12 protein-coding genes and 1 riboswitch are annotated in these 14,807 nt (G+C 72.8%); of the genes, 9 read left to right on the top strand and 3 right to left on the bottom strand.

Annotated elements, in window-relative coordinates:
- Positions 1 to 400: 400 nt before the first annotated feature.
- From ACZ3I3_RS14090 to ACZ3I3_RS14075, 4 genes are all read left to right on the top strand, one after another.
- On the top strand, positions 401 to 1,798 hold the full coding sequence (locus ACZ3I3_RS14090) for a M16 family metallopeptidase (protein WP_467364835.1): 1,398 nt from the start codon (positions 401 to 403) through the stop codon (positions 1,796 to 1,798).
- The gene (locus ACZ3I3_RS14085; protein WP_467364833.1) at positions 1,795 to 3,183 is read left to right on the top strand and encodes a M16 family metallopeptidase; all 1,389 of its coding nucleotides are present in this window, start codon (positions 1,795 to 1,797) and stop codon (positions 3,181 to 3,183) included. Before ACZ3I3_RS14090 ends, ACZ3I3_RS14085 begins: the two co-directional genes overlap by 4 nt.
- 192 nt (positions 3,184 to 3,375) lie before the next feature.
- A riboswitch (cyclic di-AMP (ydaO/yuaA leader) is annotated at positions 3,376 to 3,539 on the top strand.
- 13 nt (positions 3,540 to 3,552) lie between these two features.
- Positions 3,553 to 4,338, top strand: coding sequence for a M23 family metallopeptidase (locus ACZ3I3_RS14080; protein ID WP_356923508.1), 786 nt, complete (start codon positions 3,553 to 3,555; stop codon positions 4,336 to 4,338).
- A gap of 187 nt (positions 4,339 to 4,525) precedes the next feature.
- Positions 4,526 to 5,221 carry a GntR family transcriptional regulator gene (locus tag ACZ3I3_RS14075; RefSeq protein ID WP_086559469.1) on the top strand — a complete coding sequence of 232 codons (696 nt, stop codon included), beginning with the start codon at positions 4,526 to 4,528 and terminating at the stop codon, positions 5,219 to 5,221.
- Positions 5,222 to 5,416: 195 nt separating this feature from the next.
- Here ACZ3I3_RS14075 and ACZ3I3_RS14070 read toward each other — a convergent pair whose 3' ends face one another.
- Positions 5,417 to 5,698, bottom strand: a complete 282-nt coding sequence (locus ACZ3I3_RS14070) for an HPr family phosphocarrier protein (protein WP_003993478.1) — start codon at positions 5,696 to 5,698, stop codon at positions 5,417 to 5,419.
- Between the two features lie 176 nt (positions 5,699 to 5,874).
- On the opposite strand from ACZ3I3_RS14070, the gene ACZ3I3_RS14065 reads away from it, so the two are divergent.
- The 4 genes from ACZ3I3_RS14065 (at position 5,875) to ACZ3I3_RS14050 (ending at position 11,262) form a co-directional block, all read left to right on the top strand.
- Positions 5,875 to 8,697, top strand: coding sequence for a bifunctional acetate--CoA ligase family protein/GNAT family N-acetyltransferase (locus ACZ3I3_RS14065; protein WP_467364830.1), 2,823 nt, complete (start codon positions 5,875 to 5,877; stop codon positions 8,695 to 8,697).
- 76 nt (positions 8,698 to 8,773) lie between these two features.
- The gene (locus ACZ3I3_RS14060; protein ID WP_467364828.1) at positions 8,774 to 9,361 is read left to right on the top strand and encodes a DUF5998 family protein; all 588 of its coding nucleotides are present in this window, start codon (positions 8,774 to 8,776) and stop codon (positions 9,359 to 9,361) included.
- The gene (locus ACZ3I3_RS14055; protein WP_467364826.1) at positions 9,361 to 10,554 is read left to right on the top strand and encodes an alkaline phosphatase family protein; all 1,194 of its coding nucleotides are present in this window, start codon (positions 9,361 to 9,363) and stop codon (positions 10,552 to 10,554) included. The genes ACZ3I3_RS14060 and ACZ3I3_RS14055 overlap by 1 nt, the downstream gene beginning before the upstream one ends.
- Before the next feature lie 57 nt (positions 10,555 to 10,611).
- Complete coding sequence (locus ACZ3I3_RS14050; RefSeq protein WP_010034989.1) at positions 10,612 to 11,262, top strand: thymidine kinase; 651 nt, start codon at positions 10,612 to 10,614, stop codon at positions 11,260 to 11,262.
- A gap of 42 nt (positions 11,263 to 11,304) precedes the next feature.
- Here ACZ3I3_RS14050 and ACZ3I3_RS14045 read toward each other — a convergent pair whose 3' ends face one another.
- Positions 11,305 to 12,108 carry a VOC family protein gene (locus tag ACZ3I3_RS14045; RefSeq protein WP_467364824.1) on the bottom strand — a complete coding sequence of 268 codons (804 nt, stop codon included), beginning with the start codon at positions 12,106 to 12,108 and terminating at the stop codon, positions 11,305 to 11,307.
- Between the two features lie 293 nt (positions 12,109 to 12,401).
- On the opposite strand from ACZ3I3_RS14045, the gene ACZ3I3_RS14040 reads away from it, so the two are divergent.
- Positions 12,402 to 13,253, top strand: coding sequence for a sulfurtransferase (locus tag ACZ3I3_RS14040; RefSeq protein ID WP_467364822.1), 852 nt, complete (start codon positions 12,402 to 12,404; stop codon positions 13,251 to 13,253).
- Between the two features lie 186 nt (positions 13,254 to 13,439).
- Here the strand turns inward: ACZ3I3_RS14040 and sepH are convergent, their stop codons facing one another.
- Entirely contained in the window at positions 13,440 to 14,474 is a 1,035-nt protein-coding gene (sepH, locus tag ACZ3I3_RS14035; protein WP_467364820.1) for a septation protein SepH, read from the bottom strand.
- Between the last annotated feature and the right edge of the window lie 333 nt (positions 14,475 to 14,807).

Here is a 14,807-nt window from a genome sequence, read left to right as displayed (position 1 = left end):
GCCGACCATTGTGGACCGCCGCACTGACAACCGGGACCAGGACCCGGTCTACGGCCTCCCCGGCAGGGGTTCGTACCCGGTCTACGGCCTCCCCGGCAGGGGGTTCGTACCCGGCCCGAGGGTGCCGCCCGCCCGGCCCGGGCGGGGGACCGGACGCTGCCGGAGGGCTGCCGCGGGCCGCCCGGCCGGACCGGCGGCTTCAGGGTCTTCCGCCGGTCTTCTCCCGGCCCCGGGACCGGCCCGCCGTCACCACCGCGCACCGCCCCGGCCGCTTCCCTCTCACGCTCTCCGCGTACGCCCCCCGGGAACTTCACCAGGGCCCCGCACGCTTGCATACAGTGGCAGGACTCGCCAGGAAAACCGCGGTTCGAGCGACCGCGCCGCGATCGAAGGGACGTACATGCCCATGGGTCACACGGCCACAGCCCAGGCAGGCTCCGGGGGCCTGACAGCGACCGAGCACCGCCTGGCCAACGGCCTGCGCGTGGTGCTCTCCGAGGACCACCTGACCCCGGTCGCGGCGGTGTGCCTCTGGTACGACGTCGGCTCGCGCCACGAAGTCAAGGGGCGTACCGGCCTGGCTCACCTTTTCGAGCACCTGATGTTCCAGGGTTCCGCCCAGGTCAAGGGCAACGGCCACTTCGAGCTCGTCCAGGGCGCGGGCGGCTCGCTGAACGGCACCACCAGCTTCGAGCGGACCAACTACTTCGAGACCATGCCCGCCCACCAGCTGGAGCTCGCCCTCTGGCTGGAGGCCGACCGCATGGGCTCCCTGCTGGCCGCGCTCGACGACGAGTCGATGGAAAACCAGCGGGACGTCGTCAAGAACGAGCGCCGGCAGCGCTACGACAACGTCCCCTACGGCACCGCCTTCGAGAAGCTGACCGCCCTCGCCTACCCGGCGGGCCACCCCTACCACCACACGCCGATCGGCTCGATGGCCGACCTGGACGCCGCCACCCTGGAGGACGCACGCGCGTTCTTCCGCACCTACTACGCGCCGAACAACGCCGTGCTCTCCGTGGTCGGCGACATCGACCCGGAGCAGACCCTGGCCTGGATCGAGAAGTACTTCGGCTCCATCCCCGGCCACGACGGCAAGCCCGCGCCCCGCGACGGCGCGCTGCCGGAGACCATCGGCGAGCAGCTGCGCGAGGTCGTCGAGGAGGAGGTCCCGGCGCGCGCCCTGATGGCCGCCTACCGGCTGCCGCAGGACGGCACGCGCGCGTGCGACGCGGCCGACCTAGCCCTCACGGTCCTCGGCGGCGGCGAGTCCTCCCGCCTGTACAACCGCCTCGTACGGCGCGACCGTACGGCCGTGGCGGCCGGCTTCGGCCTGCTGCGGCTCGCCGGGGCGCCCTCCCTGGGGTGGCTGGACGTGAAGACGTCCGGTGACGTGGAGGTCCCGGTCATCGAGTCCGCCATCGACGAGGAGCTCGCCCGGTTCGCCGAGGAGGGCCCCACGGCCGAGGAGATGGAGCGCGCCCAGGCCCAGCTGGAGCGCGAGTGGCTGGACCGGCTGGGCACGGTCGCCGGCCGCGCCGACGAACTGTGCCGGTACGCCGTCCTGTTCGGCGACCCGCAGCTCGCCCTGACCGCCGTGCAGCGCGTGCTGGAGGTGACGGCCGAGGAGGTCCAGGAGGTCGCCAAGGCCCGCCTGCGGCCCGACAACCGCGCGGTGCTCGTCTACGAGCCCGTCGCCGGCGAGACGGGCGACGCGGAGACCGCCGAGGACGCCGACACCACCGACGACACCGCAGCCGCGGCCCTGAACGAGAACGAGGAGGCGGCCAAGTGACCGAGCTCGCCACGATGGACTTCCACCCCCAGCCGCAGGCGGGCGACGCCAAGCCGTGGGCCTTCCCGGCCCCCGAGCGCGGCACGCTCGGCAACGGCCTGACGGTCCTGCGCTGCCACCGCCCCGGCCAGCAGGTCGTCGCCGTGGAGGTACTGCTGGACGCGCCCCTGGACGCCGAGCCGGCCGGCCTCGACGGCGTGGCCACGATCATGGCCCGGGCCTTCTCCGAGGGCACCGACAAGCACTCCGCCGAGGACTTCGCCGCCGAGCTGGAGCGCGCCGGCGCCACCCTCGACGCGCACGCCGACCACCCCGGCGTCCGGCTCAGCCTGGAGGTGCCGGCCTCCCGGCTCGCCAAGGGGCTCGGCCTGGTCGCCGACGCCCTGAGGGCCCCCGCGTTCGCGGACAGCGAGGTCGAGCGGCTGGTCCGCAACCGCCTCGACGAGATCCCGCACGAGCTGGCCAACCCCGCCCGCCGTGCCGCCAAGGAGCTCTCCAAGGAGCTGTTCCCGTCGGACTCGCGCATGTCGCGGCCCCGCCAGGGCACCGAGGAGACGGTCGTAGCGATCGACTCCGCGGCCGTACGCGCCTTCTACGAGAGGCACGTCAGGCCCGCCACGGCCACGGTCGTGGTCGTCGGCGACCTCACCGGCATCGACCTCGACGCCCTGCTCGGCGACACGCTGGGCGCCTGGACCGGCTCCGCGGCCGAGCCGCGCCCGGTGCCGCCGGTGACGGCCGACGACACGGGCAGGGTCGTCATCGTGGACCGCCCCGGCGCCGTACAGACGCAGCTGCTGATCGGCCGGATCGGCCCGGACCGGCACGACCGCGTGTGGCCCGCGCAGGTGCTCGGCACGTACTGCCTCGGCGGCACCCTCACCTCCCGCCTGGACCGCGTGCTGCGCGAGGAGAAGGGCTACACCTACGGGGTGCGGGCGTTCGGCCAGGTCCTCAGGTCCGCCCCGGACGGGACCGGTGCCGCGATGCTCGCCATCAGCGGCTCCGTGGACACGCCCAACACCGGCCCCGCCCTCCAGGACCTCTGGACGGTGCTGCGCACGCTCGCCGCCGAGGGGCTGACCGACGCCGAGCGGGACGTCGCCGTGCAGAACCTGGTCGGCGTGGCGCCGCTGAAGTACGAGACGGCGGCGGCCGTCGCGAGCACGCTGGCCGACCAGGTCGAGCAGCACCTGCCCGACGACTTCCAGGCCACGCTGTACCGGCAGCTCGCCGCGACCGGCACCGTGGAGGCCACCGCGGCGGCCGTCAGCGCCTTCCCGGTGGACCGGCTGGTGACCGTGCTCGTCGGTGACGCGGCGCAGATCAAGGGCCCGGTCGAGGCCCTGGGCATCGGCGAAGTCTCGGTCGTCGCCGCCGAGTAGGAGCACACGCGCGCAGGGGCCCTGGTTGTCTTCTAAGGCACCAGGGCTCCTTTATGCCCGAATTGGTGCGGAGGTTGCCTGTCTGCCCTGTGGGATGCGCTACAAAAACCGGGATCCGTTTGGGAATTGAAAGTGGCCCCGCTTAGGTTCGTCCGGGCTGTTCGTCAGGCAGTGCGCCGCACCCGCGGCACCGGACAGTCATCGCCGAGTCCCCGTACGGCGCGAGCCAGGGGAGCCGGGGACCCACCGCAGTCCCTGGGGTGAATCGGACGCCCGCGCGAGCCGCGAGGGGGTCCGTAGGAGACCTTCCTGCTCCGAACCCGTCAGCTAACCCGGTAGGCGAGAAGGAAGGAAAGGACCAGGCACTCCATGGCGTTCACCCGCGCCACCGGGAAGCACCGTCGTCCCAGCCGGATGCAGCGCGGCACCGCCCGCGCGGCGGGCGTCGCGGCCCTCGCCACCACCGGTGTCATCGGCACCGTGGCCGCCCCGGCCTTCGCCGCAGAGCCCGCCGTCGAGCAGACCGGCCTCACCCCCGTCGTCACCATGGGCGACACCGTGGCCCAGCAGATCGACGCCCAGGCCGCCGCCCAGAAGCAGGCCGCCGAGGAGGCCGCCGCCAAGAAGAAGGCCGAGGAGGCCGCCCGCGAGCGGGCCGCCGAGGCGGCCAAGGAGGCCAAGGAGGCCGCCGAGAAGGCCCGCGAGGCCAAGGAGCGCGCCGCCCGCGAGGCCGAGCGCAAGCGCCTCAACACGTTCGTGCCCCCGATCTCCGGCTCGTACGTCTCCACCGCCTACCAGGCCAGCAGCGGCCTGTGGTCCTCCGGCAGCCACACCGGTGTCGACTTCCACGCCGCCAGCGGCACCTCCGTCCACGCGGTCGGCATGGGCGAGGTCGTCGAGGCCGGCTGGGGCGGCTCCTACGGCAACCAGATCGTGATCAAGATGAACGACGGCACGTACACCCAGTACGGCCACCTGTCGTCCATCAGCGTCTCGGTGGGCCAGAAGGTCACCCCCGGCCAGCAGATCGGCCTGTCCGGCGCGACCGGCAACGTCACCGGTGCGCACCTGCACTTCGAGGCCCGTACGAGCCCCGAGTACGGCTCGGACATCGACCCGGTCGCCTACCTCCGCTCGCACGGCGTGAGCATCTGACGGCGTACCACTCCGCTTCCCGAGGCCCCGGCTCCCCGAGCCGGGGCTTTCGGCGTTTGTGACGCCCGGCTGTCCAAAAAATATCCCTGGATTCCGGTCCGCCGTCGGAAATTCCGGCTCATTGCAATAGAGTCACGGAACACGTGTCACTCGTCGACGTTTCACGGGGATTAAACGGAGGTCGGTCATGCGCATTCCGGCGCACTCGGTGTGCACGGCCATCCGGGACGACATCGTCGCGGGTGTCTACGAACGCGGCGGCCGGCTGACCGAGGAACTCCTCGCCCGCCGCTACGGTGTCTCGCGCGTCCCCGTCCGGGAGGCCCTGCGCACCCTGGAGGCCGAGGGCTTCGTGGTCACCCGGCGGCACGCGGGCGCGTGCGTCGCCGAACCCACCGAGCAGGAGGCCGCCGACCTGCTGGAGATGCGGTTGCTGCTGGAGCCGCTCGGCGCGGCCCGCGCCGCCCAGCGCCGCACCGAGGCCCATCTGAAGGTCCTGCGCGGCCTGGTCAGGCTCGGCCAGGAGCGCGCCCGCCGGGGCAACAGCGACGACCTGCGCTCCCTGGGCGGCTGGTTCCACGAGACGCTCGCACAGGCCTCCGGCAGCCCCGCGCTGACCTCGATGCTGACCCAGCTCCGCCACAAGATCGCCTGGATGTACACCGTCGAGGCGCCGGCCGGGCCCGTGGAGTCCTGGACCGAGCACGGCGCGATCGTGGACGCGGTGGCGCGCGGGGACAGTGAGCGCGCGCGGGCGGTCACGGCGCTGCACACCGAGCGCGCGACGGCCGCGCACCGGCTGCGTTTCGGCTCCGCCGGGGAGCGGGCCGAGCGTGTGAGGAACTCGCAACATCCCGTAAACACGGCGAGCCTGCGGCATTAACACGAGAGCCGTATACAAAGAGAAGGTAATTCGCGGGGGATTATTTCTGTTGCCCGGGAACGGGAAATACGCGGCCGCCCGTGACCGGAAATGGCGGGCCGTGGCCGGGAATGGCGAAGGGCTCGCCCGATGAATTCGGACGAGCCCTTCTGGTTGCGCCGGGCCGGGGGTACCGGATCAGGCGCGAAAGAATGCTCAGACGGTCTCGGGCAGTTCCTCGAGACCCTCGGAGACCAGCTTCGCCAGCCGGTCCAGGGCGGCGTCCGCACCCTCGGCGTCGGAGGCGAGGACGATCTCCTCGCCGCCCTGGGCACCGAGGCCGAGGACGGCCAGCATGGAGGCCGCGTTGACGGGGTTGCCGTCTGCCTTGGCGATCGTCACCGGGACGCCTGCGGCCGTGGCGGCTCGGACGAAGATGGAGGCGGGGCGGGCGTGGAGGCCCTCGGCCCAGCCGACGTTGACGCGGCGCTCAGCCATGTGTTGCTGCCCTTCGGTTTTCAGGGTTGTCTAGACCAGTTTCCCATACGTGAAGCTGCGCCGGAGCGGTCCTGGTGTACCGCCCGGGGTGCCGTCGGATCGCGGCCTCGACCCGACTGACGCCCTCCACAGACTGCCTCGCGCCGTTGTCAGACGCCAGACGTACTCTGGGGCCCATGCAGACCTCGCCGGACCGGCACGAGTATCCCGCCCACTGGGAAGCCGACGTGGTGCTGCGCGACGGTGGCACCGCGCGCATCCGGCCCATCACCGTTGATGACGCCGAGCGCCTGGTCAGCTTCTACGAGCAGGTCTCCGACGAGTCGAAGTACTACCGCTTCTTCGCGCCGTACCCTCGCCTGTCCGCCAAGGACGTCCACCGCTTCACGCACCACGACTTTGTGGACCGGGTGGGACTCGCGGCCACAGTCGGCGGCGAGTTCATCGCCACCGTACGCTACGACCGGATCGGCGCGGACGGAACGCCCGCGTCCGCACCCGCCGACGAAGCCGAGGTCGCCTTCCTCGTACAGGACGCCCATCAGGGCCGGGGCGTCGCCTCCGCCCTCCTCGAGCACATCGCCGCCGTCGCCCGCGAGCGCGGCATCCGCCGCTTCGCCGCCGAGGTGCTGCCCGCCAACAACAAGATGATCAAGGTGTTCACGGACGCCGGGTACACCCAGAAGCGCAGCTTCGAGGACGGCGTCGTCCGTCTGGAGTTCGACCTCGAACCCACCGACCGCTCCCTCGCCGTGCAGTACGCGCGCGAGCACCGCGCCGAGGCCCGCTCCGTGCAGCGGCTGCTCGCGCCCGGCTCGGTCGCCGTCATCGGAGCGGGGCGTACCCCGGGCGGCGTGGGCCGCAGCGTCCTCGGCAACATCCGCGACGCCGGGTACACCGGCCGCCTCTACGCCGTGAACAAGGCACTGCCCGAGGGACAGAAGGAGCTCGACGGGGTCCCCGCCCACCGCTCGGTGCGGGACATCGACGGCCCGGTCGACCTCGCGGTCGTCGCCGTGCCGGCCGACCACGTGCCCGAGGTCGTCACCGAGTGCGGCGAACACGGCGTGCAGGGGCTGGTCGTCGTCTCCGCCGGATACGCCGAGAGCGGCACCGAGGGGCGCGAACGCCAGCGCGAGCTCGTGCGGCAGGCGCGCACGTACGGCATGCGGATCATCGGGCCCAACGCCTTCGGCATCATCAACACCTCGCCGCGGGTGCGGCTCAACGCCTCCCTCGCGCCCGAGACGCCGCGCCCGGGCCGGATCGGCCTGTTCGCCCAGTCCGGCGCCATCGGCATCGCCCTGCTGTCCCGGTTGCACCGGCGCGGCGGCGGCGTCACGGGCGTGACCGGCGTCTCCACCTTCGTCTCCTCGGGCAACCGGGCCGACGTCTCCGGCAACGACGTCCTCCAGTACTGGTACGAGGACCCGGACACCGACGTCGTCCTCATGTACCTGGAGTCCATCGGCAACCCCCGCAAGTTCACCCGCCTCGCCCGCCGGACGGCGGCGGCGAAGCCCCTGGTCGTGGTCCAGGGCGCCCGGCACGCGGCCGCGCCCCAGGGGCACGCCGTACGGGCGACCCGGCTGCCGCACGCGACGGTCTCCGCGTTGCTGCGGCAGGCCGGCGTCATCCGGGTCGACACCATCACCGAGCTGGTGGACGCCGGGCTGCTCCTCGCCCGCCAGCCGCTGCCGGCCGGGCCCCGGGTGGCGATCCTCGGCAACTCCGAGTCGCTCGGCCTGCTCACGTACGACGCGTGCCTCGCCGAGGGCCTGCGCCCGCACTCCCCGCAGGACCTGACCACGGCCGCCTCCGCCGGGGACTTCCACGCGGCCCTGTCGCGCGCGCTGGCCGACGACGAGTGCGACGCGGTCGTCGTCACCGCCATACCGGCGGTGGGGGAGGGCTCGGTCGCGGACGCGGCCCTCGCGCAGGCGCTGCGCTCGGCGGCGGCCGCCGCTCCGGCCAAGCCGGTCCTGGTGGTGCACGTGGAGCTCGGCGGCCTGGCGGAGGCCCTGTCGGCGGCGGCGAGCACGGCACCGCAGGCCGGGACGGACCATGCTCCCCACATCGCCCTTCGCCCGACACCCACCGAAGAACGACTCCCCACCGCCGAGGCTCCCGAGGGCGAGCACCTCATTCCGGCCTACCCCGCCGCCGAGCGTGCCGTCCGCGCCCTGGCGCAGGCCGTCGGCTACGCGCAGTGGCGGCGCGGCGCCGCCGACCCCGGCAAGGTGCCCGAGTACGAGGACATCGACGAGAAGGGCGCCGCCGCGCTGATCGACGGGCTCCTCGCGCGCGGGCAGGGACTCACGCTCGGCACGGACGAGACCTGCGACCTGCTCGGCCACTACGGCATCCACGTCCACCGGGCCCTGCCCGCCCCGACCCCCGGCGCCGCCGCCGAGGCCGCCCGCACCCTCGGCTATCCCGTCGCCCTCAAGGCCACCGCCCCGCACCTGCGGCACCGCGCCGACCTGGGCGGCGTACGCCTCGATCTCGCGGACGAGGACCAACTGCTCAGGTCGTACACCGAGTTGACCGAGCTGTTCGGAGCACCGGAGGAGCTGCGCCCCGTCGTGCAGCGGATGGCGCCGCGGGGCGTGGACGTCGTCGTCCGGGCCGTCATCGACCCCGCGGCCGGAGCCGTGCTCTCGTTCGGCCTGGCCGGGGCCGTCTCGCAGCTGCTCGGGGACACGGCACACCGGCTGATCCCGGTCACGGACAAGGAGGCGACCTCGCTGGTGCGCTCGATCCGCACCGCACCCCTGCTGTTCGGCTGGCGCGGCTCCGCACCGGCCGACACCCGTGCCCTGGAGGAGCTGCTGCTGAGGGTGTCCCGGCTGGTCGACGACCACCCCGAGGTCGTCGCGGTCACCCTGGAGCCGGTCATCGTCGCCTCTCACGGCCTGAGCGTCCTGGGCGCCTCCGTCCGCCTCGCACCACCGCCCGCCCGAGACGACCTCGGCCCGCGGACCCTCCCCGCGTACTGACCGCGGACGCTCTCCCCGGTACTGGCAGGGGGCGAGCGGTGCCTCGCAGTCAGTGGTCCCCCGTAGGATGGGCGTCATGGCCAAGACCAGTACGACGACCCAGGGGCTGCGGGCGGCGATCGAGCGCAGCGGCTACTACCCGGCCCTCGTGGCCGAGGCGGTGGAAGCCGCCGTGGGCGGCGAGCCCGTCCGGTCGTACCTGGTCCACCAGGAGACGACGTTCGACCAGAACGAGGTACGGCGGCATGTGACGGTGCTCGTCCTCACGGACCACCGCTTCATCGTCAGCCACACCGACGAACAGTCCGCCGACAGCACCTCCCCGACGCCGTACGCCACGACGTCGACGGAGTCCGTGAAGCTGAGCCGGATCTCGTCGATCGTGGTCAGCCGCGTGGTCGCCAACCCCGAGTCCTACGCGCCGGGCACCCTGCCCCGCGAGGTCGTCCTCACCATCGGCTGGGGCGCCGTCTCCCGCATCGACCTGGAGCCGGCCGCCTGCGGCGACCCCAACTGCGAGGCGGACCACGGCTACACGGGCAACTCGACGGCGGACGACCTCAGCCTGCGCGTCAGCGAGGCGGGGGACGGACCGGAGACCGTGCGCCAGGCGCTCGCCTTCGCGCAGGCGCTCTCCGAGGCGACCGCGGACACCGCTCGCTGATGGCACACCAGACGGCCTGGGACCAGCACCCCGAACCGCTCACCGTCACCTCCGCCCCGGCCCCCGAGTACGGCAGTGGCTCCCTCGCCGACCTGCTGCCCACGCTGGCCGCAGGCCTCGGCGTACCGGGCATGAGCGCCGCGATCTCCGAGCTGACCCCCGCCGACCGGAACTGCGTGTTCCTGATCGACGGCCTCGGCTGGGAGCAGCTCAGGGCGCACCCCGAGGACGCCCCCTTCATGACGTCCCTGCTCGCCACCTCGCGCGGTGGCACCGGACGTCCGCTCACCGCCGGCTACCCGGCGACCACGGCCACCTCCCTGGCCTCGGTCGGCACCGGCCTGCCGCCCGGCGTGCACGGTCTGCCCGGCTACACCGTGCGCAACCCGGACACCGGCGAGCTGATGAACCAGCTGCGCTGGCAGCCGTGGACCCCGCCCGGCCCCTGGCAGCCGTACCCGACGGTCTTCCAGCTGGCCCACAAGGCGGGGGTGCATGCCGCGCAGGTGTCCTCCCCGACGTTCGAGAACACCCCGCTGACCAGGGTCGCGCTCAGTGGCGGAACGTTCCTCGGGCGGCTGACCGGCGAGGACCGTATGGATCTGGCGGCCGAGCAACTGGCCGCGGGCGACCGTTCCCTGGTCTACACGTACTTCGCCGAGGTCGACGGCGCCGGTCACCGCTTCGGAGTCGACTCCGACACCTGGCGCGGCCAGCTCATGTACGCCGACCGCCTGGTCCAGCGCCTGGCCGAGCAACTGCCGCCGCGCAGCGCCCTCTACGTCACCGCCGACCACGGCATGATCGACGTGCCCTTCGACGAAGAGCACCGCATCGACTTCGACGAGGACTGGGAGCTGAGCGCCGGAGTCGCCCTGCTCGGCGGCGAGGGCCGCGCCCGGCACGTCTACGCGGTGCCCGGTGCCGCCGGCGACGTCCTGACCTGCTGGCGCGAGGTGCTCGGCGAGCAGTTCTGGGTGGCCTCACGCGACGAGGCCATCGCGGCGGGCTGGTTCGGCCCGAAGATCGACGAACGGGTGTACGGCCGGATCGGCGACGTGGTCGCCGCTGCGCGCGACGACGTCCTGCTCATCGCCTCCGAGCGGGAGCCGAAGGAGTCGGCGATGGTCGGCAACCACGGTTCGATGACCCCCGCCGAGCAGTTGGTCCCGCTGCTCGAAGTACGCTCCTGAAGCATCGCCCCGCTCTCTCACGCCTGACCTCTCTCGCCGAAAGGTGCTCAACTCGACATGCCCGAGCTGGTGTTCTTCTCCGGAACGATGGACTGCGGGAAGTCGACGCTGGCTCTCCAGATCGAGCACAACCGCTCGGCGCGCGGCCTGCAGGGCATGATCTTCTCGCGTGACGACCGCGCCGGCGAGGGCAAACTGTCCTCGCGCCTCGGCCTGGTCACGGACGCGGTGGAGGTCGAGGACGGCCAGGACCTCTACGCCTACCTCGTCGACCACCTCTCCCAGGGCGGCCGCGCGGACTACGTGATCGCCGACGAGGCGCAGTTCCTGGCGCCGGAGCAGATCGACCAACTCGCGCGGGTGGTCGACGACCTGGGCCTCGACGTGTACGCCTTCGGCATCACGACCGACTTCCGCTCCAAGCTGTTCCCCGGCTCCCAGCGGCTGGTGGAACTGGCCGACCGGGTCGAGGTGCTGCAGGTCGAGGCCCTGTGCTGGTGCGGCGCCCGGGCCACGCACAACGCCCGCACGATAGGCGGTGTCATGGTCGTCGAGGGCGCACAGGTGGTCGTCGGAGACGTCACCCACTCCGCCGACGAGGTCGGCTACGAGGTCCTGTGCCGCCGCCACCACAGGCGCCGCATGACCTCGGCGACGGCCCGCGCGGCGGCCCTGTCCCCGGACGTGCTGCCGGTGTCGTCCTCCTGACCACCGGGCGGTGCCCTTCACCCCCGGCAGGTCGGCAGAGCGTCAGCGCTGCCGTCGCACCAGCGCGAACCGCGCCCCCTCCGGGTCCGCCACCATCGCCACCCGGCCGTGTGTCGTGTCATGGGCCGGCTTGAGGACCTGCCCGCCCAGATGCACCAGGTGGTCCAAGGCGTCGTCGACGTCGCCGACCTGGAAGTACGTCACCCAGTGCGGGCCCCGGTCACGGGGCAGGGCCTGCCCCAGCCCGTGGATGCCGGCGACGGGCCGGCCTCCGAGGTGCAGGGTGACGTAGTCGAAGTCGGCGGACACCACCGGCTCCTCCTGGTAGCCGAACACCGACCGGTAGAACTTGGCGACGCTCGCCGACTCGAAGGTCAGCAGCTCGTTCCAGGCGGGCGTGCCGGGGGCGCCCGAGACGGCCGTGCCGAGGTGTGCGGCGGCCTGCCAGATGCCGAAGACCGCACCCGAGGGATCGGAACAGATCGCCAGGCGGCCCGCGTCGTCGGCGTCCAGCGGGCCCACGCCGATCGTGCCGCCGCAGCTGCGCACCGTCTCCACGGTCAGGTCCACGTTCTCCGAGGCGAAGTAGGGGGTCCACGCGATGGGCAGATGACGGTCCGGCGGCAGTTGGCCGATGCCGGCCACCTCGTGTCCGTCGAGCAGTGCCCGTACGTACGGGCCGAGTTGCTTGGGGCCCGGCTGGAACTCCCAGCCGAACAGCGCTCCGTAGAACTCCTGGGTCGCGGTCGGCCCGTGCACCATCAGGCTCACCCAGCAGGGTGTGCCGGGCGCGTGCCGAGCGGGTCTTGCGCCGTTCGGGCCGGCGGACTCCCGTGCGTCGGTCATCGTCACTCTCTTCTCGGCCTCGCGGTGGGCGCGCTGTCCGCAGCCCACGGGGGAACGCCCTGCGGGGCGGCCCCTGTCCGGGAGAATGCCTGATGTGCGGTGCGCTGCCCCGTGCGGCGCGCTTGTCGGCACCCGTCGTTCAGCTGTACAGCACGCGCTTGTTCCCGTACGGCATGAGTTTGTTCCCGTACGGCATGTGCCTGTTCTCGTACAGTGCGTGAGCGTCCCGCTCCGGCCGAGCACAGTAGCCGGAGCCGGACGGCTCGGCCACCCCTGTGCGCGAGGATGGAGCCATGAACGCCATCATCTCCGCATCCGATCTCGCGAGCGAGCTGGCGGGCGCCCACCCGCCCGTCCTGCTCGATGTCCGCTGGCAGCTCACCATGGCCAAGGCGACCGGTGAGCCGCCGTACGACGGCCGGGCCGCGTACGAGGAAGGGCACCTTCCGGGGGCCGTCTTCGTCGACCTGGACCAGGAGTTGGCCTCGGCGCCGGGGAAGGGTGGCAGGCATCCGCTGCCCGACCTCGCGCGCTTCGGTGCCGCGATGCGCCGGGCGGGCGTGTCGTCCGGGACGCCGGTGGTCGTCTACGACGGCGGCCAGGGCTGGGCGGCGGCCCGGGCGTGGTGGCTGCTGCGCTGGACGGGTCACCCGGACGTGCGAGTCCTCGACGGAGGGTTGCCGGCCTGGGAGGGGCCGTTGGAGAAGACCGTGCCGACTCCGGCCGAGGGCGACTTCGTGCCCGAGCCGGGAGCGGCCGGCCTGCTCGACGCCGACGCCGCCGCGGTGCTGGCACGGTCCGGGGTGCTGCTGGACGCGCGGGCGGGGGAGCGGTACCGGGGCGAAGTGGAGCCGATCGATCCGGTGGCCGGGCACATCCCGGGAGCGGTGTCGGCGCCCACTACGGAGAACGTGGGGGCGGACGGGTGCTTCCTCCCGGCCGAGGAACTGCGCGCGCGTTTCAAGGGGCTTGGCGTGACCGAGGACGCGCGGGTCGGCGTGTACTGCGGGTCGGGGGTGTCCGCGGCCCATGAGGTGCTGGCGCTGGCGGTCGCGGGCATTCCGGCGGAGCTGTACGTGGGCTCGTGGTCGGAGTGGTCCTCGGACCCGGACCGGCCGGTGGCCGTGGGACCGGATCCCCAGTAAGCCGGCGGGAGCCGTCCTTGTTGACCCGGCGGGAGCCGTCCTCCGTAACCCGGCCCGGGCGCCTTCCTCGGTAACCCGGCGGGAACCTTCCTCGGTAACCCGGCGGGTGCCGGTCCTCGGTGCCCGGTACGAGAGCGAGGGCCGCGCCCGGAAGGCGCGGCCCTCGTCCTCGTGCAGCCGATCCGGCTACTCCTGCTTCTTGCGCCGCGTCCCGAACACGATCTCGTCCCAGCTCGGGACGGCGGCTCTGCGGCCCGGCCGGACGCCGTCGGCCTCGGCCTGGCGGTCGGTGGCGCCGATGAGCCGGTCACGATGGCTGCCGACGGAGCGCGGCATGAGGACGTCCGCGTAGGCGGAACCGGCCGAGGCCGCAGGAGCCGGGGGCTCCTCCTCCTCGGCTTCGGCGACGGGCTCCTCCTCGGGCTCCGGCGCGGGGCGCTCGGGCACCACCAGGTCGCCGCGGAAGCTCGGCACCGCCTCCAGCAGGCTGGTCAGCGAGTCCCGTTCACCCGTGCTCTCCTCCACCGGCTCGGACGCCGCCGCCGGAAGGCTGGGCCGCTCCCGGTCGGCGGAACGGTCCAGCGGCCGGTCGCGCGGGAGCCGGGCGATCCGTGGCACGAACGGGAAGCTGGGCTCGGGCGCGGCCAGGTCGTCGGTCTCGCCGATGAGCATGCGCGCCTCGTCGTCGACGGCCTGGACGAGCCGCCGGGGCGGGTCGTACGTCCAGCTCGCCGAGTGCGGTTCGCTCGCGACGCGGTAGACCAGCAGGACTTCCCACGTGCCGTCGTCGCGACGCCACGAGTCCCACTGCACGGTGTCCTTCTCGGCACCGCGCAGCAGCAGCCGCTCGGCCACGGCCTCGCCCAGCGGCGGACCGGAGTTCTCGCCGGGACGGCGGACCGGCGTCTTGCGGGCCCGCTCGGCCATGAACGCACGCTCGGCGAGCACGGGACCCTCGAAGCGGCGGACCCGGTCGACGGGGATGCCTGCCATCTGCGCGACCTCTTCCGCGGTCGCGCCGGCACGTATACGCGCCTGGATGTCGCGGGGGCGGAGGTGGCTCTCCACCTCGATCTCGATCTGGCCGAGGCGAGGACGGTCGCCGCGCACGGCGGCGCGGAGCCGTTCGTCGATGGGAAGCGTGTACTCCGTGCTGTCCGCAGCCTTCAGCACCAGCCGTGTGCCGTCATTCGAGACGGCCACGACACGCAGTTCGGGCATGGGGACCTCCCGGGTGGTGCCTGCCGACGTCACGTGCGTCGCTGCTTCCGCTAGTCGAGTGTGGCCTGCCCGGGTGCAGCCTGCCACAACCTTGCCGAGTTGCCCGGCGTGTCGGGCGCGGGCCCTGGATCGCCGTTATGGCACGGTTACCTATTCGCAACGCTAAGTGACGAACTCTGTCACCCTGTGCAACTAGCCCCCTCCCGGCGGTCCTTAAAGGCCCCGTACCCCCTGGCGGGAGACCGGACCCAGGGCTCGCAACAGTACTCCATTCGGGCCACGTGCGTGGATTGGCGCGCCGTCCAACTTCTGGCAAGGGGGCGGACTCGGCCG

The organism is Streptomyces sp. NPDC016851 (assembly GCF_055562795.1).
This window is presented reverse-complemented; position numbering and strand designations above follow the sequence as displayed.